The organism is Sphingomonas oryzagri (genome assembly GCF_029906645.1).
Classification (GTDB): domain Bacteria; phylum Pseudomonadota; class Alphaproteobacteria; order Sphingomonadales; family Sphingomonadaceae; genus Solisphingomonas; species Solisphingomonas oryzagri.
In genome coordinates this window covers 661,345-680,927 of sequence record NZ_JARYGZ010000001.1, presented here as the reverse complement: position 1 = coordinate 680,927, position 19,583 = coordinate 661,345, and the positions used below count along the sequence as shown (strand labels likewise).

Here is a 19,583-nt window from a genome sequence, read left to right as displayed (position 1 = left end):
CCATAACGGTTTGTCTTCACGAACTAGGCTTCAAATTCTGTGATGCGCCAGAGTTACGGCGCCTGGTTCGACGGCAACCACTGGTCCGGGGCGGCACGCCGGAACCACGGCTCGGCCAGCGGAACCCGCTGCGGCCAAAGCTCGTCGAGTGTCGAACCAAGATAGAGAAATCCGCCCCGCATCACCATATCGATCGATGTCGTGTTCCGGATGTCCGCAAGGGGATCGCGGTCCAGCACGACGAGATCCGCCAGCTTGCCCGGCTCGATCGTGCCGAGATCGGCAAGCCGTCCAATCGTTTCGGCCGATCCAGCGGTCGCCGCATGAAGGATGGCCATCGGCGTCATCCCGCCCATCGCATGCGCTTCCATTTCCCAGTGGAACCCGATGCCCGGCACCTCGCCGTGCGCGCCCATCCCAACCAGGCCGCCCGCCTTGGCCACGCGGGCCGCATCCGCCGCGATCGGCTGGAAGCGATAATCCTGCAGCGGCAGACCGGGCCGGTCGATCAGCTTCTGCTCGATCGCGGGCGGCGTCCAGAATTGCCGGATCTTCGCATCCTCCGACGGATTCCTGTGGACGATGAACCAGTCGGACGCCTCCGGCCCACCATTCGTCACCATCAAAGTGGTCGAATAGCTGGTGTGCATCGCGACCAGCAGGCCGATCACGTCGTCACCCAGCGGCGCGGCGGCGAGGGCATGCTCGTTCCCGGCAAACCCGTCGAGGATCTGCGAAAGATCGAGCTTCATCGACAGCGCGCCTTCGGTGGTGGGCTGCAGGCCTTCTTCCCGCGCCGCCATCGCCATCCATTCGCGCACGCGCCGATTGCCGGTGCGATATTCCTTGATGTTGCCCAGCCCGTAATCCTGCCGGTAGCGCTGCTGCACGGCGCGTACCTGATCCAGTGAGGCGAAGCGGTTCATCGAGAAGATCGCCATGCCCGTCGAACGCAGACGCGGCCCCGTCATCAGGCCCGCATCGAGCATGTCCTGATAGCTCAGCATGTCTATGCTGAGCGTGGAGGGATCGAAGCTGGTCGTCACGCCATAAGCGAGCCGGGCACGAAGCCCCCAATCCTCGGTGCTCAGGACGTCGCGCCGTATCTCCCCGATATGGTCGTGCTCGTCGATGAAGCCGGGCACGATCACCTTGCCGGTCACGTCGCGGATCGTGGTATCCGCCGGCAGGGTAAAGGAGCCGCGCGGGCCGACCGCTGCGATGCGATCATGATCGACGAGGATATCGGCGTCGTCGATGATGCGGTCACCCTGAGCCATCGTCAGCACCCGCGCACCGCGCAGCAGCAGCTTGCCCTCAGGTACGGCACGCGGGACCTCGACATTCATCGCGATCGCCGGCGGCTGGCTCGGCGGAAGCGCGGGCGCGCCGGTCGCCAGGGGAAGCACCGCGGACAGCGGTTCACGCCGGAAGCTGCTGCCGACGGACCATTGGATCTCGTCGCCCGCCCCCCATTCGAAATAATCGACACCGCCGGTCGTGATGCGCCGCTTCGGCAGGGCCGGATCGGTGAGGTCCGCAACCTTCCCGCCCTCCGGAACCTCGACGAGGAACAGCTGCTGCGCGATCCCGGCAAGCAGGTACCTGCCGCCGGGGCTGATGCGCAGATCGTCCGCCGGAACGGATCCCGGCATGAAATACCAGCCCGGCCCCAATATCCTTGCGACAGGGTGCGTGGCCCCGGTCGCCAGATCGACCGCAATCAGCCCGTTCCTGTCCTTGATGGTGACGGATTGCCCCCCGCCAACAAACTGCGGCCGGCCGCCGATCTCGCCATGGGTGACGACGCGTGCGTCACCGCCGGCCACGGACATCTCGACCAGTTCCGCATCGCGGACACGCGGAAATTCGAAATTGGTCTGCTGCCGCGCCGCCTGGGCGGAGCGGAACGCCAGTATCCGCGTGCCGTCCGGCGTGAAGGCCGGTGCCGTGTAGAAGGCCGGCAAGCGGCTGACCGCCTTCGGCGGCCCGGAACCGTCGGCCTTGATCATCCAGACGGTTCCGCCGGCCTCCTCGCTCCAGCTCACATAGGTGAGCCAGGTCCCATCCGGGCTCCAGCCCGGCTCGGCGACGATGTCCGCGCCTGTCGGCAGGCGGCGTGGAGCGGCGCCATCGACGGCCGCCTGCACGTAGAGGCCGCCGAGCGCCATATAAGCGAGCCGCTGACCATCGGGCGATGCGACGGGCGCCTGGATCAGCCGCGCCTTGACGGGGCCGCTGCTGTCGCTGATCGCGTGGCGCGTGCTCGGCCCGACATCGACCCGCATGTCCGCGTCGAGCGCAAGCCGCCTGGTCGCTCCACCATCGAGCGCGATGCGATCGAAGCCGCCGGCACGGCTGATGACGATCGCCTTGCCATCCGGCGTGAAGGCGTAGCGCGGCATGATATCCTGCCACAGCGATGCCTCGAGCTGATCCGGATCGAGCGGCGCGGCGAGCAGCCTGTCCGTCCCCGTCACGAGATCGCGAAGCCGCAGCCGGGTCTGGCCCGCCGTGCGGACCTCGTAGGCGAGCAGGCGACCATCCGGGGACAGAGCGGGCCGGAACGCCGTGTCGTGGTCGGCGCCCCTGCTGCCGGCCCCGGCGACGATCGACGTCTCCCGCCCCGTCTTCAGATCGCGCCGAACGATCGTCCAGCTATCGACCTCGTCGAAGTCGATGCCACCGATCCGCTTGGCATAATAGAGCCATTCGCCATCGGGAGCGGCGACGGCGCCGAGCGCGCTCTGCCAGGCCGATCGGGGCGCGTCGGCATTCGGCTGAATCGGCACCAGCAGTTCGGCGCTGCCATCCAGCCCGTAGCGCCAGAGCTCGACATTGTTGAGATCGGCCCGATAGCGGCTGACGAAGACCGATCGCCCGTCCGCCGCCCATGCCGGCGACACAAGGACGGCATCGTCGTCCCCGAAGCTGATCTGGCGCGGGTGGCCGCCATCGGCATCCGCCACCCAAAGGTTGTCGGCGCCCGAGCGATCGCTCACGAACAGTATCGATCGGCCATCGGGCGAGAAGGTCGGCTGGGTGTCGAACCCGAGGCCCTGCGTCAGCTGTCGCGCCGGCCCGCCCGATAGCGGCATCGTGTAGAGATCGCCGAGCATGTCGAACAGCAGGCGGCGCCCGTCGCGCGATATGTCGAGCGACATCCATGTGCCGCTATGGGCGTGGATCCGGATGGTCCGCGCCGGCTGCATCGGCAGGCTCTGGCCGGGCGCCTGCTGGGTCCTCCCATCGCTGCCGATCCCATTGGTCGGCACGGTTGCCATCGCGCTGCCGGCGAGGAGCAGCGCCAGAATGCCGGCCGACGCCCCCCTCATTGCGGCTTTGCCAGCGGGAGATACCGCTCTTCCAACGCGCGCTGGCGGTTGTCCGTCGAGACCGGCTGGCCGTCGATCAGCACGGTAAGCGCGTTGGTCGAAGGCTCGAGCGGATCGCCGTCCCACAGCACGATGTCCGCCGGCTGGCCTGCCGCCAGCGTGCCGTCGCCCCCACCCCACAGGCTGTGCGCGTTGACGGTGATCGCCTTCAGCGCCTCGCTATAAGGCATACCGTTGGCAACCGCGAGCCCTGCGCCCTCCCGCAGATCGAGCCCGGCATTGTAGCTTTCCTCGATGGCGCCGCCGGCCATCCCGAAGGCCACGACCACACCCGCTTTCTGGAGGATCGCCGCCGCGTCCAGCCGATTGCCTAGCTCGTCGAAGGACGTCGGCATATTGGCCTGCGGATCCAGCACCACCGGGATGTGCGCAGCGGCGAGTTCGGCAGCGGCGCGCCAGGCCTCCGCACCGCCCATGATGACCACATGGACGGAGAAATCGTGTGCGAAGCGGATCGCCTCGCGAATGTCGGATTCGCGATCGGTGAAGATGGCGAGCGGCGTGCGACCGCCGAGCACGTCGCCCAGCACCGCATCATCGCTGCCCGGAGGCGGCCCCGGCGGACCGTCGCCATGCCCATGGTCGCCATGCTTGCCGCCATCGCCACGACGACCATCGGCGACCTTGCCGAACGCCCTGCGAAGCAATTGCCATTGGGCGGCACGCGAGCCGGCATCCTTCGGCCATTTGTTGCCTCCGATGACCGCAACCACAGCGGCTCCGCGGCGATCCAGGATCCCGCCATCGGTCCGCAGCTTGATCAGCGCCGCCTGCCCTGCGAACGGTGCCTCGTCCGATTTCGACGGATAGCTGAGCGCACCCGTCAGGCCGTCGGCGCGGGCGAGCGCAACGAGAGCGGAATTGGGGTTCAGCGCCGGGCTGACATCGAAGCCCGGCCCTATGCCATGGGCTTCGGATGTCTGGTCGCGCGTCCCTGCCGCCGAACTGACCTCGATGAGGCCCAGCTGGGTCGCCGAGTTGACGATGCCGGGGGTGACAGGCTGCCCCTTGGCATCGATCGTCTCCGCGCCCTGGGGTACGGCCCCACTCGGCGTCACGGAGACGATGCGGCCGCCATCGATCAGGATCGTCGCATCCGCGATCGGAGCCGCGGCGGTCATCGTCCATGCCTTGGCATGCACGATCGCGATCGGTTGCGCGCGCACGGCCGTCCCGGACAGGATGGCGAGCGCGACGCTGCCCAGCAAGGCGGTCCTCATGGGTGGGGTGCTCCCGTCCGTCCGAGCTCGAAATCGGAAGGCGAATGCGCCGGCGGCGACGCGCGATCATAGGCGACCGCTCCGTCGATCACGACCAGATCGGCCCGCGCGTAAACGCTGAAGGGATCGGCCGACCAGATCACGAGATCGGCATCGTAACCCGGCGCCAGCGTACCGATGCGCGTCTGCATGCCGAGGATGCGCGCTGAGTTGCTCGTCACCCACTCGATCATCCGCTCGGGCGGCACGTCGATCCCGATCGCCCGCCCGGCCCCGCCGGCCTTGGCCGCCTCGACGTTCAGCCGCTGGCCGGTGATCGCCGAATCCGAATGCATGCTGACGCACACGCCGGCCCGATCGAGCATCGCGGCATTGGCACGCACGCCATCGAGCCCCTCCATCTTGAACCCCCACCAGTCGCCCCACACGGCCGCACAGGTGCCAGCGTTGCGCAGCAGGGCCGGGATCTTGTACGCCTCGACGGCATGATGGAAGGAACCGATGGTGAAACCGAATTCATGCGCCACTTCCAGCATCGTCGCCATGTCATCCGACCGGTAGCAGTGCATGTTCACATGGATGTCGCCGGCTAGTATCCCGGCCAGCGCCTCCGCCTTCAGATCCCGCCTGGGTGGTGACGCCGCCTTGCCCTGCGCATAGCGGGTCCATGCGTCCCGATAGTCCCGCGCGGCCATGAAGGCGTCCCGGATGTAGGTGATTTCGCCCTGGCGGCTGGTCGGGCCATGGATGTCGTGGGCATCGGCATCCTGGCTCTTGGGATTCTCGCCGCAGGCCATCTTGAAGCCCTGGGGCGCATCCGGCACCTTCATCGCCGCGATGTTCGTGGCCTCGATCGGATGGACGATCACCGAGCGGCCACCGAAGATCGGGCTCGATCCGGGCAGGATCTGCATGGTGGTAACCCCGCCTTCGAGCGCGCGGGAAAAACCGGTATCCTGCACGTTGACGGCCGTTTCGATCCAAGTGTCCGCGACATCGGGGCTGTTCAGCTCCGATACGTCGGAGGAATCCTTGTCGATATCGGTCAGCGGAACGACGAACGTGCCGTTATGCGTGTGGACGTCGATGATCCCCGGCGTGACCCAGCGCCCGCCCGCGTCGACTACGCGAACACCCGGCGCATGGGCAAGAGAGACGCCGACCTGAACGATCTTGCCATCACGCACCAGCACCTCGCCCCGATCGAGGTGGTGCCCGGCGCCATCGAGGACGATCGCGTTCGTCAGAAGGAAATCCGAACGCGGCAGGGGGCGATAGGTGCTGGGAAAGGGATCGATCCGCCACGGCGCGATCCCACGCGGGGAAACCGATTGCGCCCCCATACCGAGCGACAGCGCCGCCATCACCGCGATCGCACCTCGGGCGACACCCGTCATCACGACACGCCTCCATCCCGGTCTTCGAACCGGCGCATCCATGAAGCCAGCGGCCTGTCATCAAGCGAACGGATGATCGAGGCGCGAACGTCGGGCTGTTCGTCCTGACCCAGCTTGAACCGCCCGACCAATCGCTTCACCTGCGCGCGAAAGGCGATGACGCGCTGCTCGAGAACATCGTAGCGGTCACCCAGCTCGCCCGCATTCCACGGGTTCGGACGCCGCTTTTCCATCTGATGGACGAGGGCCGAAAGCGCTGCACCCGTCGTGCCAGGCAGGAACTCTATTTCAACCTCGATGCTGAGCTGCATGAAGTTCCAGGTCGGCGCCCAGTTTCGAATTCCGGCCTGGTTTGGCGAGATATAGGCCTGCGGGCCCTGAAACAGCACCAGACCGGCAGGCCTGGCCTCCAGCGCCGGCACCAGCGGGTGCCGACGCGGAATGTGGCCCAACAGGCTTACGAGGTCATCATCAGCACCATATTCGCCAAGAAGCGGCAATTGCGCCGCCTCGTTCGCTTGCCCTCCGGTCGCCAGCAGCCACGCGAGCGGATATTCGGCGATGAAATCACGGGCATCTACGGGCTCGAAGCGCTCGAATAGATCCGCCATGCGCCTGTCCCCCGATCGTTACCGCATGGCATGACTTCGCCCCCGGAGCCTGAGCCATGCCTCTTGCGAAAAGTCATCTCCGGTCCCCCGGCATGGCACAAGCGCCAATTCCGAAAATTTGGATGGACCAATCCGCCGCTTGCGAAAGCACGTTGCCCGAATCTAGACTGGTTCATCGAATTGCCCAGAATCGGCACAGGACGGGAGCCAATGCTGCGACCCTGGAAGATCAGCCTCGGCGAACGGATCGACACTTCTCGCGATGCGCCCATCTACCTGCAGATCACGCAGGCGCTCATCAGAGATATTGAGAGCGGACGCCTTCCGCCGGGAAGTTTCCTGCCCAGCAGCCGGGAACTTGCCGCCGCACTGTCCGTCAACCGAAAGACAGTCGTGCTCGCGTACGAGGATCTGATCTCCCAGGGTTGGCTGTCGTCTGAAAGCACGCGCGGAACGATGGTGTCCACCCTCCTCCCCGGATCGGCGCGACGTGACAATCCGCCCCTGGAACCCGATCCTTCAGGGTCCGCCGACTACCGTTTCGAGGCCGCCCCAGCCCGCCCGCTCGCAGTCCCCGAGGGGAAGGGCCTCAAGATCGACGAGGGGACGCCGGATGGGAGATTGCTCCCCCCAGATCTTCTGACGCGGGCCTATCGCGTTGCCATCCAGCGCACTTCGCGCGAAAACCGGCTACAGTATCGCGATCCGCGTGGTTCCGATCGACTGCGCGAGGCGATCGCGGCCATGCTGCGCGGCGAACGCGGCCTGCACGTCACCTCGCGCAACATCTGCATCACGCGGGGCAGCCAGAACGGCATCTTCCTCGCCGCCCAGATCCTGCTTCGCCCAGGCAATGCCGTCGCTGTCGAGGAACTGACCTACGAACCGGCCATGGCGGCCTTCAAGGCCTGCGCGGCGGAGGTCGTGCCGATCCGGCTCGATCGCGAAGGGATCGATGTAGACCATCTCGAAAAGCAATGCCGGCGCCACCCGATCAGGGCCATCTTCCTCACTCCGCACCATCAGTTTCCGACGACCGTATCGCTCCGGCCGGAACGCAGGCTTCGGGTCCTCGATCTTGCGCGACAGTTCGGATTCGCCGTTATCGAGGACGATTACGACCACGAGTTCCATTTCGAATCCCAGCCGCTGCTGCCGATGGCGGCCTATGCACCGGCGCAGGTCATCTATGTGGGCTCCCTGTCGAAACTGCTGCTTCCCGCCCTTCGCATCGGATACATTGCGGCCCCCGAAGAAGTGATCGACGCGATCGCGCATCGCGTGTCGCTCACGGACGGGATGGGGAATGGTCTCACCGAAGAGGCTGCGGCAGAACTGATCGAGAATGGCGAACTGCGCCGGCATTCCCGCAAGGTCCGTCAGGTATATGCGAGCCGTCGCGAGACGTTCGCCGAAGCGCTCGCTTCGGAACTGCGCGGGATCGCGGATTATGCGATACCCGATGGTGGCCTCGCCTTCTGGTTGCGTTTTCATCGCCCCGAAGACCTCAAGCGCATCGAGGAACGCGCCCCAGCCGCCGGGCTGCGTTTCGCCTCGTCCCGCTCGTTCGCCACGAGCGAGGATGTCGACAGCGGTCTCCGCTTTGGATTCGCCAGCCTGACGTCCCATGAGGCGCGGCTTGCGCTGCGCGGCATCCGTCAGGCGGTCGGCTGATATTGGCCCCGCATGATCTGCAAAACTGGCGGTGTGCACCCAACCAGATTTGGGGAAGCTGCCTGCAGCACAACACAGGGAGGCTAGGGAACCCATGAAAACGACGATCGCGCTCGGCGCAGTCGCGCTGCTCGCTCTGCCTGGGATCGCGGCGAAGCCCGCGGCATCGCCAAACGCGGTGGCGCCGCCGGCCGCTGCCGAGGCGCCGTGGCCCGAAGCCTATCTCGAGATCTTCAAGCTCGCGCCTGGCAAGCAGGAAGCGTTCATTCGCGATATCGCGCGAGCCGACGAAGTCTCCGCCGCCGGTGGCCAGCCGCCGATCAAGATCTTCCTCCATGAAGACGGCGTCGACTGGGACGTGATGCTGTACAAGCCGGAGACGGACAGCAAGCCGACGCCCGAGCAGCAGGCCGCCATGGATGCGAAGCGCAAGGCGCTCAACATGCCGAGCGGCCCCGCTTATTTTGTCCATATCCGCGAGATGATCGCGTCGCACACCGATACCAAGGCCTATGGCCCGATTTCGGCCGCGCAATGGATCGCGAAGCTGGATGCCTGGCGTGCCGCGCATCCCGACGCCGACGACACGAAGGTGCCATGATGAACGTGGATCGCCGCTCGCTATTGGCCGGAAGCGCTGCGGCGCTGCTCGGCACCCGCAGCCTCGCCGCGATGGCCGGGCGAACGCTCGACATCGCCTATGTGAACGCCCGTGTCTGGACCGGACGCAGCGCCACCGATCGCAGCGATGCGATCGGCATCGTCGGCAACCGCATCGCCGTCGTCGGCGCGGCGGCGGTGCACGCCCGGACGGGCAAGACGACGCAGATCGTCGATCTCGGCGGCGCGTTCGTGGTGCCCGGTTTCACCGATTGCCACACCCATTTCACGATGGGCTCGCTGCGCCTCTCGCAGGTGGCGCTCGACACGGCGATGACGCCGGCCGAGTTCACCGCCCAGATGGGCGCTGCGGCGAGCAAGATACCTCAGGGTCGCTGGCTGCAAGGCGGCGGCTGGGATGCCGATCGCTGGGGTGGCGAAATGCCGACCCGCGCATGGATCGACGCGGCCACACCCGATACGCCGGTTGCGGTCTACCGTTACGACCTGCACATGATGCTGCTCAATTCGGTGGCTCTCAAGGCCGTCGGCATCGATCGCAATACCCCCGACGTTCCGGGCGGCGTGATCGTGCGGGACAAGAATGGCGATCCGACCGGCCTGGTCAAGGATGCGGCCAAGGATCTTGTCGTCTCCCGCATCCCCCCGCCAAGCGCTGCCGAAATCGATGCGGCTTTCCGCGCCGGCATCGCGCTGGGCCTCAGCAAGGGCGTCACCCGCGTCCACTGCCCGGAGATCGACTGGAACACCTTCGATACGCTCAGGCGCGAACACTATGACGGCCATGCCGGCATGCGGTTCCGCGTCTTCAATCCGCTGCGCGATTGGGAAAAGACCGTCGCGCTCGTCAAAGCGGAAGGACATGGCAACGACTGGTTTTGCTGGGGCGCCTCCAAGGTGGTGTTCGACGGTTCGCTGGGATCGCGCACCGCGCTCTTCTACGAACCCTATCTGGACGATCCCACCACCAACGGCATCACCGTCACCAAGCGCGAGGATCTGCGCGAATGGATGGGCGAGGCGGACAAGGCCGGGCTGCAGGTCGCGGCCCACGCGATCGGCGACGAGGCCAACGATATCGTGCTCGACACGATGGCAGAGGTGGCGGCCGCCAACGGCGAGCGCGATCGGCGCTTCCGCATCGAGCACGCGCAGTCACTGACGCCCGCCGCACTCCCGCGCTTCGCAAAGCAAAAGGTCATTGCCTCGGTCCAGCCCTATCATGCGATCGACGACGGCCGCTGGGCGATCAAGCGGATCGGGCCGGAACGGCTTACCCGCACCTATGCGTTCGAGAGCCTGATTGCGTCCGGCGCGCATGTCTGCATGGGATCGGACTGGCCGGTGGCGCCGCTCGATCCGTTGACGGGCATCCCCGCCGCCGTGCTGCGCGAGACGCTGGACGGCAAGAACCCCTCCGGCTGGTATCCCGAGCAGCGCGTGTCGCTTTCGGCGACCCTGATGGGCTATACGCGCGAGGCCGCCTATGCGAGCTTCTGTGAGGATCGCATGGGGCAGATCGCCCCCGGCTACCTCGCCGATCTCACCGTCATCGACTACGATCTGTTCGCGATGGACAAGGAAAAGCTCGGACAGGCCAAGGTGATCCGCACGATCGTCGATGGCGTACAGCGCTTCGGCTGATCGAGACGATGAAAAGGGGCCGGGAGCGTTCGTCGCTCCCGGCCCCTTTTCATTGGGGCGGCGCGTGGCGCACCACCCCGATACTCAGAACTCCACGGTCGCCGACAGGCGCGCAGTGCGCGGGATGCCGGGCAGCAGGTAGCCGCCGAACGACGACTGCCAGTAGGATTTGTTGGTGATGTTATCCACCGTCGCGCGCAGCGTGATCGGATGGCTGTCCGTCACGATGATGTAGCGCGCGCCCAGTTCGTAGGTGGTCCAGCTCGGGATCGAGAGATTGTTGTCGATATCGACGAACTGGCTGCTGGTGTGGATCACGCGGCCGGTCACGGTCAGCTTGTCGAAGAAGGGCGGCACGACCTCGACGCCGAAGTTGATCTGCGTCTTCGGCACGCCGATCGCGTAATTGCCGTCCTGCAGGCCGCCGGCGGTCTTGGTCTGCTTGGCGCGATTCAGCGTGAGGCCACCGATGAACCGGATGTAGCGGCTCGCTTCGCCGTTCACCGAAAGCTCGAAGCCGCGATTGCGCTGCTCGCCATTCTCGACGAACGTGTTGGTGTTGTCCGTGTAAGCGCTGGGCTGCTTGATCTGATAGAGTGATGCCGTCGCCGTCAGACTGGCGATGCTGACCTTCGCGCCCACTTCATATTGCACCGAACGATAGGGTGCGAAGATCGCGCCGCTATTGGTGGTGCTGGCGGGGGCTTCTGGCCCCTGTGCCAGTCCTTCAATGCGGTTTGCGTACAGCGACAGGTAGGACGTCGGCTTGACGACCACGCCGACCACCGGCGTTACAGCATGATCGTTGTAGTGCGCGTTGCGCTGCGTGGTGTTGTAGTCGTAGCCGTTGATTTCCATGTTCTGGTAGCGGGCGCCGCCGATCACAAGCACCCGGTCGTTGAGGAAGCCGATCGTATCCGAGGCGTAGATGCTCCCGAGGTTGGTATCGCCGGTCTTGGTCGGATGATCGAAATCGCCGCCACCGAATACCACAGGCGGCTCATCGACGATCGGCGTGGTGTAGAGATTGGTGGCATAATTGAAGGTCGTCGGATCGGCCTCGAAGATATAGGCGACGCGCTTCTCCGACCAATTGATCGAGGCACCCACGTTCACCTTGTTGGTGATGCCGGCGATCTCGAACGCCGAGCGCAGGCCGACCTGGCCCGCATAGGCATCCTGATTGAACGCCACCGGGAAACCGTAGGCGGTCCCCGCCCCGGTCGCGGCATCGGTCACGGTGATCGCAGAGTAATTGCCCTTCTCGCGCCCCTGGCGGAAGCCGAAGGCGGCGAAGACCTTGGTATCCTTGGCAATTTCCACCTCTTCGCGGACGATGCCGTAAATGTCGCGCAGATGCGTATAGGTCCAGGGCTGGCCGTAATTGTGGTCGTTCTTCGGCGGCTCGGGCACCTCCGCCCCCCCGACAAACGTCTCCGGCTCGACCCAATTGGCCTTCTGCAGTTCGTAGCCGAGATCGACCGTCAGCTTGCCGGCACCGTGGCGCCAGTCGAAGCTCAGGCCGGCGACGGTCGCGCCGTGCTTCTCGTGCTCGATTTCGCCCGTGCCGTCGCGATAGACGAAGTTCCCGCGGATGCCCAAATCGTTGTCCGGGCCGAAGCGCGTGCTGGCATCGACATTGCCGCCGAAGATGCTCGCGCCGGTATAAGTGCCCGTCAGCCGGATGAAGCTATTCTCCGTGGCGCGCTTGGGGATCAGGTTGATCCCGCCGCCAATGCCCGAGCCTCCCGGCGCGGCGCCGAACAGAAAGGCACTGGCGCCGTTCAACACTTGCACGCTGTCGTACAGTTCCGGCGACACGAGCTGGCGCGGCGTCACGCCGTACAGGCCATCCATCGCAACATCGTCGCCGTTGAGCGGGAAACCGCGGATGACGAACATCTGCGAGGAATTGGCATAGCCATTGGTCACGCGGACCGCCGGATCGTTCTTCATGACGTCGCCGATCGTCTGGGCCTGCTGGTCCAGGATCAGGCGGGCCGTATAAGACGTGATGTTGAACGGCGTGCTCATCGCATCGACCTGGCCGAGCGCGCCGAGATCGCCGTCGCTCCTGACCTGCTTGGTCGCCTGCTGGCCGGTCACCACGATTTCGGCGGATGACTTCGCGTCAGCCGAGCCGGTATCGTTCGCAGTCTGGGCCTGGGCTGGACAGGGAAAGACGGCCATCGCCGTCGCGACCGCCGCCAGTCCCACGCCAGATTTCATGCTGATCAAACGCATCATCAGAATTGCCCCCTTCTTGATACTGCATCGCATCTGCGATGTTACCCGTTATCGATCAACCACCCGCCATTTTTTTGTTTGTGTTGTGACATCGCCCGACCGCGCTGATCCGGCAAACATCCAATTCTATCGATTTGCTGGGGTCCAAGCGGCGAGCGTTGAAAATCCGTCACTGGTCCCGTCGTCCCGAAAAAAGTGGAACTGTTCCGAACCCAAAATTCAGAGCATCGAACGGCGATGGCCACGCTCGTCCCGCTGCAGCGAATACGGAAGACCATCGTCCCAATCCATCGATGGTTGAGCCTTGCCCTGGTCGGACTCTGGCTCCTCCAGGCTCTGACCGGAATGCTGATCGTCTTCCACTGGGAGATAGACGATGCGAGCATGGTGGCACCGCACGCTCCCACGAATCCGGCGGCGTTGGAGCGGCGGATCGCGCTTCTCGCGCCTGTGGGTTCCGGACGGCATCTCGTTTCGGCATGGACATCCGCCGGCTTCGACGATCGCTACGATCTCACCATCGAGGACAAGGCCGGGAACGACACCACGATCCGGGTCAGCGGTGACGGGACACCGATCCGGATCGACCCGCCCAATGCGCCACGTCGTCTGATCGATAGCGTCGTGGTGCTGCACCAGTCGCTCATCGCTGGACAGACGGGGCGCTGGATCATCGGCGCGAGCGGCATCCTGCTGTTCACCAACCTCCTTGGCGGCATCGTCATCGCCTGGCCTCGACGCGGAACCTGGCTGCGCGTGCTGCGGCCGAGCCGGCGCGGCGCCCCGGTCGCCCGCCATTTCGCCTGGCACCGCGCGGTCGGGCTGATCGGCGTGCTGCCAGCCCTTGCCCTCGTCGGCGCCGGCGCGCTGCTTGCGTTCGACGATAGCGTTTCCGCTTTGATGGGCGCGTCGCCGCCGGAAGTTGCAGCGATCTCCGGAGCCGACCGGATCGGCTTCGCGCGGGCCGTGACGATAGCGGAACAGGCGCTTCCGGGCAGCCGCCTCGCCGCCGTCACGCCACCGCAGCGGGCCGACGCCACCTATCAGGTGAGGCTTCGCACGCCGGGCGAGTGGCGGCGCGCCTATGGCGCGAGCTTCGTCTTCGTCGATGCCACGGTCGGCCGGATACGTGGCGTGTTCCCGGAGGCGGAGGCCCCGTTCGCGCGCAAGGCGTTCGACGCGCTGTTTCCGGTTCACACCGGCGAGGCTGGCGGATTCGTCGGGCGATTGTTGGTCCTCTTCACCGGGCTGTGGCTGGCCAGCATGATCGTCATCGGCGCCCGCCTCTGGTGGCTCCGACGCACACCCCGTCGCAAAGGGAATTCGCGATGATCGCAAGATCGGCCCCTGCCGCCGTCCGTGCCTCGATCCTGCTCGGCTGCGCCGCCCTGACGATTGCCGCAGCCACGACTTCGGGTGGCATCGATCTCGCCGGCATCGACCATTCCGTACGGCCGGGCGACGATTTCGATGCCTACGCCAACGGATCCTGGCGCGCCTCGGCTGAGATTCCGGCCGACCGGACCAGCGCCGGAAGTTTCCTCGAGATGTTCAGGAAGTCCGAAAGCCGCACCACGGAGATCGTGCTGGAAGCATCGGGCGCCCACGCCCCGGCCGGATCGGATCAGCATCGCATCGCGGATGCCTATGCGGCGCTGATGAATCAGGATGCAATCGAGCGTCGCGGCCTGGCACCTCTCGCCGGCGATCTTGCTGCGATCGAGACCATCCAGGATCGCCGGCAGCTTTCCGCGCAGCTGGGATCCACGCTGCGCGCAGACGTCGATCCGATCAACGCGACGAGCCTGCACACCGAAAATCTGTTCGGCCTGTTCGTCACCCAGTCGCTGCACGATCCGTCGACGACGATACCCTATCTCCTGCAGGGTGGCCTCGGGCTCGCCGACCGCGACTATTATCTCTCCGACAAGCCCGCGATGGCCGGCATCCGCACCGCCTATCGCGCCTATGTCGAACGCTTCCTGACCCTTGCCGGCCGCACCGATGCAGCGGCCGGCGCCGATCGCATTATGGCGCTGGAAACGAAGATCGCCGCGGCGCAGGCGACGATCGTCGAGACGCAGGACATCCACAAGGCCGACATCATCTGGCAGCAGACCGATTTCCCATCGAATGCCCCCGGTATCGACTGGGCGTCCTTCTTCTCGACCGCGGGTCTCGCCTCCCAACCTCAATTCGATGTGTGGCAGCCGACGGCGATCGCAAAGCTTTCGACGCTGGTGGCGAGCGAGCCGCTAGACGAGTGGAAAGACTGGCTGATCTTCCATCGCCTCAACACGCTGACGATCGCGCTGCCGCAGGCGTTCGATCGGGCGCATTTCGATTTCTACGAGAAGACCCTGACAGGAACCGAGCAGCAAGCGCCGCGTCAGCGGCGGGCCGTCGCCGAGGTCGGTCGCGAGATGGGCGATGCCGTCGGTCGCCTGTACGTCCAGCGCTATTTCCCGGCATCGTCAAAGGCCAGCATCCAGACGATGGTGCGCAACATCTTGGCCGCCTTCGATCGCCGCGTCGCGGCGCTCCCGTGGATGGCACCGGCAACCAAGGTGGAAGCGCGGCACAAGATCGAGACGATGCAGGTCGGTATCGGCTATCCGGATAGCTGGCGCGATTATTCCGATCTCGAGATCCAGGCTGACGACCCGGTCGGCAACCTGCAGCGTGCGAGCCTCTGGGCCTATCACCACCAACTGGCGAAGATTGGGCGGCCGGTCGATCGCGGCGAATGGTGGATGGTGCCGCAGCGCGTCAATTCGGTGAACCTTCCGCTGCAGAATGCGCTGAACTTCCCGGCGGCGGTGCTCGTCGCGCCGATGTACGATCCGAGCGCCGATGCTGCCGTCAATTACGGCGCCGCCGGTGCCTGGATCGGCCACGAGATCAGCCACGCCTTCGATGACAGCGGCGCGGATTTTGATGCTTCCGGCCGCCTCACCAACTGGTGGACGCCGGCGGACCTCCAGCATTTCAAGGCTGCAGGCGCTGCGCTGGCCGCGCAATATGATCGCTACGAGGCGGCGCCCGGCCTTCACCTCAACGGGCAGCAGGAACTGAGCGAGAATATCGCCGATCTTGCCGGGCTCGCAGCCGCCTACGACGCCTATCATGCCTCGCTACATGGGAAGCCGCCGCCCGTGATCGGAGGGCTGACCGGCGATCAGCGCTTCTTCCTCGGCTTCGCGCAGGTCTGGCGTGCAAAGTCCCGCGACAAGGCGCTGCGCGCGCAGGTCGCGACCGACGTGCATGCACCTGCCGCGTTCCGGATCCGGACGGTGCGCAATCTGGACCCCTGGTACTCGGCCTTCGGCGTGGCACCCGGACAGGCCCTCTATCTATCGCCCGGGCAGCGCGTCCGCATCTGGTGAGCCGGCCCCTCAGGGCTGTGGTTTCATCATCAGCAACTGCACCGTGCCGGGAAGCGCCTCCGGCCAGCCAAGCTTGTTGAGCGCGCCGAAGCGGGCGGTGGGAAGGTAGAGAGTGCCCGTCTTCGGATCGATCGCGCCGGTCCGCGTGCCGATCTGGGTGGGCACCCGTTCCAGCACCTGCACGTCGTGCGGCCCGTTCACCGCGAGGACCGTCAGCAAGCCGTCGATCGCGGACGGCACGAAAGCGCGCTTCGTCATGGCATCGAAGATCACGGCGTCGGCTCCTGCTCCCACGGGCACGGTCTCCAGCTCGGCGCCGGTGCGTGCGTCGAGCACCTTCAGTATCTTGTTCGCACAAACCGAGAGGATGACGTCGCTCGCCACGGCGTAGGCCATGCCGGACGGATCCTCGCAATCCTTCATCTTCCAGCGGCCGACGATCTTGTGGCTGGCCGCCTCGATCGCGACGACGGAGGCGGATTCAGGCGCGTTCACGAACACCCGGCCACGCCCGTCGGTGACGGAGAATTCCAGCTCCTCGCCCACCTCGATCGTGCCGGTCTGCTGCTTCTTCACCGGATCGAGCAGCGATATCTCGCCATGCCCGCCCATCACCCACACCTGCTTGCCGGTGGGCTCGTAGACGGCCGCGTCCGATGCCTGGACCAGCTCGAACATCTTGGCGACCTTGCCCTCGGCATCGGTCGCGAACAGGATCGACGCGCTGTAGCCGGCCATGTTGGCGATCGCCATGTCCCCGCCGGGCAGCGGGATCACGCCCCGCCCCTCCGAGCCCGGAATGAAGCGCTGGTCCATCAGTCCGCTGTCGACGTCCAGCTTGAACACGCCGTTCCCGCGCGAGACGAAGAGGTTGCGGTGGACCGGATCGAAGCTGGCATAATCCCACCAGCCGTCGCTCATCGGGATGCGATCGACGATGTGATAGCCTGGCGCGTGCTCAGCCGACGCTCCCGATACGGCAAAGACGGCGAGCAGAGCGGAAAGCGTGATCAGGCTGCGCATTACATCCCCCAATATCAACCCCGGATCGCCACGCGGCCGTCCGGAGCCGACGTCCTCAGAAGTGGTAGGTCAGCGCCACGTTGAACGTCTGCGGATCGCCATTCTCGCAGCTGCCGTAGGTGTCGCAGGCCGCATAATAATATTTGTTGAGTAGGTTCACGGCGTTGACCTGCAAGGTCCACTTTTTCACGTCGAGGGCGACCAATGCGTCGACCAGCGCATAATGGGGCGTGACCACGCGGATGCTCGTCGCCGTCGTGTCCCCGGAAATCTGGTGGCCGACATAGCGCACGCCGCCGCCGACCCGCAGCGACACGTCCTCACGCAGCGGGATCGTCTTGGTGCCGAAGATCGAGGCCGTATCCTTGGGCGTGACGTCCTGCTGGCGATCCTGGCCGGACAGCTTGGTCGAATTGTGTGCGTAGGCCACGCTCACCGTGAAGTTGCGCGCGACGTTGTAATTACCCTGGAACTCGAAGCCCTTGGACTTCACCTTGCCGGCCTGGATCGAATTGAGCGGCTGTGCCGGATCGGGGACGAGGTGGTTGCGCTCGGTGATCTCGTAATAGGTCGCCCGGATCATCGCGCCCTGCACCGGCTGCCACTTGATGCCGCCTTCGTAGGATTTGCCGTAGAGCGGCTTGTAGGTGTTGCCGAACTGGCTGAGCCCGCTCACCGGCTGGAAGGATTCCGAATAGCTCACATAGGGCGACAGGCCCTTGGTGACGTCGACGGTCAGGCCCGCACGGAAGGTGGTGGCGTTGTCGATCTGGTTCGGCAGGCCGCTATTCTCGCTCTTGAGATGGTCGTGGCGCACGCCGACGACCAGCGAGGCGCGATCCTCGAAGCGGATCTGGTCTTGCCCGTAGAATCCGGTGTCGATCAGCACCTGCCGGGTCAACGGGCCGTAATCCGCGACGGTGCCGGGAGTGTAGACCGGGTTGTAGATGTCGATCGGATTGACCGTCAGATAGTCGAACGCCTGCTGCGACATCTGATGAAAGTAGGAATAATCGACGCCGGCGAGGATCTTGTGGGTGAACGGGCCGGTCTTGAAATCGAATTGCAGATTATTGTCCGTATCGAAGCTCTTATAATGCGCCTTATAGGCGAAGAGCGACCTCGGAATGTAGCTCTGGCCATCACCCAGATCGGACACGAACGGATCGAGAATGGTCGGTCCGACATAATAGACGCCGTAGATCTGGCCGTAGGTGGTGTGATCGCCCTCCAACCGCGACGCGCTGTGGAATTTGAGCGCGTTCGAGAAGGAATGATCGATCAGCAGGGTCAGCGACTTGTCGTCTTTCGGCCCCTTGTCGAAGTCCGGCTCCCCAAGCTCCGTCCGGCGGCTCACCCGCTTTCCTTCCGGCGCGTAGAGCGTGGCAGCGAGCGGGAGGTAATTGCTCGGCCCGGTATAATCGTGCTGGTAGAGACCGAGCAGCGTGACCTCAGTCTTGTCGTCGGGCTTCCAGGTAATCGACGGCTGCACGATCTTGCGATTGTCGGGCAAGTGATCGACCAGCATGTCCGCATCGCGATAGAGCCCGACCAAGCGCACCGCGATCGTGTCGCTGAGCGGGCCGGTAATGTCGAACTGCGCCTGCTTGCGATCGAAGGTGCCGTAGCTCGCGGTCACCTCGCCGCCGAACTGGAATTGCGGCCGCTTGCTCTCCATGTTGACGAGGCCGCCCGAGCTGCCCGCACCGTACAGCACCGCCGCCGGCCCGAGCAGCACGTCGACGCGATCGAGCGTGTAGACCTCGTTGCGCGGCAGGTAGACGAAGCCGAACTCGCGCTTCAGCCCGTCGAGATAATTGACAGCCGAGAAGCCGCGGATCGTGTTGAAGTCACCCCGCGTATCGTCGCCCGCATTGGTGATGCCGGCGGTGTATTCCAGCGCGGATTGCATCGTCAGCGCGCCCTGATCCTTGATCTGCTGCGACGTCACGATGCTGATCGACTGCGGAATCTGGATGATCGGCGTGTCCGTTTTGGTCGCCGTCACCGCCCGCGTCGCCGAGACGATGATCTCCTGCTCGGTTTTGCCGGCATCGCCGGTCGGCGCTTCTTGGGCATAAGCCGGCGCCAGCGCGATGATCGTTGCAAGGGCAGAAGCGCACCGGGCGGCGGTGCGGCATTTCCCATTCAACTGCTTGTTCATGAATACCCCCATCCGAACGTTGCCGGCCTCCCCAATCGGACGATCCTGTGACCTGTCCCTTGGTTCATCGTTTCTGCGAGTGTCTCGCGATCCGATGCGACATAGAAACCCGCCCGCCGCGTCATCGCCATGCCTTTGACGGGTAACGGCCGTGTCATCGCGGGTAAGTCGGGTGTTTTGCGCGGGCCAGTTTTGGGCGAT

12 protein-coding genes are annotated in these 19,583 nt (G+C 65.2%); 5 read left to right on the top strand and 7 right to left on the bottom strand.

Annotation, left to right across the window (positions count from 1 at the left end):
- Nucleotides 1-53: 53 nt before the first annotated feature.
- The 4 genes from QGN17_RS03180 to QGN17_RS03165 are packed head-to-tail and all read right to left on the bottom strand — an operon-like array spanning nt 54 to nt 6,623.
- The gene (locus tag QGN17_RS03180; protein WP_281043068.1) at nt 54-3,335 is read right to left on the bottom strand and encodes an amidohydrolase family protein; all 3,282 of its coding nucleotides are present in this window, start codon (nt 3,333-3,335) and stop codon (nt 54-56) included.
- On the bottom strand, nt 3,332-4,615 hold the full coding sequence (locus QGN17_RS03175) for an amidohydrolase family protein (protein WP_281043067.1): 1,284 nt from the start codon (nt 4,613-4,615) through the stop codon (nt 3,332-3,334). The genes QGN17_RS03180 and QGN17_RS03175 overlap by 4 nt, the downstream gene beginning before the upstream one ends.
- On the bottom strand, nt 4,612-6,012 hold the full coding sequence (locus QGN17_RS03170) for an amidohydrolase family protein (RefSeq protein ID WP_281043066.1): 1,401 nt from the start codon (nt 6,010-6,012) through the stop codon (nt 4,612-4,614). The genes QGN17_RS03175 and QGN17_RS03170 overlap by 4 nt, the downstream gene beginning before the upstream one ends.
- The gene (locus QGN17_RS03165; protein WP_281043065.1) at nt 6,012-6,623 is read right to left on the bottom strand and encodes an FMN-binding negative transcriptional regulator; all 612 of its coding nucleotides are present in this window, start codon (nt 6,621-6,623) and stop codon (nt 6,012-6,014) included. The genes QGN17_RS03170 and QGN17_RS03165 overlap by 1 nt, the downstream gene beginning before the upstream one ends.
- A gap of 180 nt (nt 6,624-6,803) precedes the next feature.
- On the opposite strand from QGN17_RS03165, the gene pdxR reads away from it, so the two are divergent.
- The 3 genes from pdxR (at nt 6,804) to QGN17_RS03150 (ending at nt 10,562) form a co-directional block, all read left to right on the top strand.
- Nucleotides 6,804-8,297: a MocR-like pyridoxine biosynthesis transcription factor PdxR gene (gene pdxR / locus QGN17_RS03160; RefSeq protein ID WP_281043064.1), complete on the top strand. Its 1,494-nt coding sequence runs from the start codon at nt 6,804-6,806 to the stop codon at nt 8,295-8,297.
- Nucleotides 8,298-8,391: 94 nt separating this feature from the next.
- Entirely contained in the window at nt 8,392-8,898 is a 507-nt protein-coding gene (locus QGN17_RS03155) for a hypothetical protein (protein WP_281043063.1), read from the top strand.
- Nucleotides 8,898-10,562 carry an amidohydrolase gene (locus tag QGN17_RS03150; RefSeq protein ID WP_281043062.1) on the top strand — a complete coding sequence of 555 codons (1,665 nt, stop codon included), beginning with the start codon at nt 8,898-8,900 and terminating at the stop codon, nt 10,560-10,562. Before QGN17_RS03155 ends, QGN17_RS03150 begins: the two co-directional genes overlap by 1 nt.
- 84 nt (nt 10,563-10,646) lie before the next feature.
- On the opposite strand, the gene QGN17_RS03145 is transcribed toward QGN17_RS03150, so the two are convergent.
- Complete coding sequence (locus QGN17_RS03145) at nt 10,647-12,791, bottom strand: TonB-dependent receptor (protein WP_281043061.1); 2,145 nt, start codon at nt 12,789-12,791, stop codon at nt 10,647-10,649.
- Nucleotides 12,792-13,046: 255 nt separating this feature from the next.
- On the opposite strand from QGN17_RS03145, the gene QGN17_RS03140 reads away from it, so the two are divergent.
- Together QGN17_RS03140 and QGN17_RS03135 are read left to right on the top strand one after the other, a co-directional pair.
- A complete protein-coding gene (locus QGN17_RS03140) occupies nt 13,047-14,141 on the top strand; it encodes a PepSY-associated TM helix domain-containing protein (RefSeq protein WP_281043060.1) in 1,095 nt (364 codons plus the stop codon).
- A complete protein-coding gene (locus QGN17_RS03135; protein WP_281043059.1) occupies nt 14,138-16,195 on the top strand; it encodes a M13 family metallopeptidase in 2,058 nt (685 codons plus the stop codon). Before QGN17_RS03140 ends, QGN17_RS03135 begins: the two co-directional genes overlap by 4 nt.
- A 9-nt stretch (nt 16,196-16,204) precedes the next feature.
- Here the strand turns inward: QGN17_RS03135 and QGN17_RS03130 are convergent, their stop codons facing one another.
- Complete coding sequence (locus QGN17_RS03130) at nt 16,205-17,218, bottom strand: YncE family protein (RefSeq protein WP_281043058.1); 1,014 nt, start codon at nt 17,216-17,218, stop codon at nt 16,205-16,207.
- Nucleotides 17,219-17,273: 55 nt separating this feature from the next.
- A complete protein-coding gene (locus tag QGN17_RS03125) occupies nt 17,274-19,382 on the bottom strand; it encodes a TonB-dependent siderophore receptor (RefSeq protein ID WP_281043057.1) in 2,109 nt (702 codons plus the stop codon).
- Nucleotides 19,383-19,583 lie beyond the last annotated feature (201 nt).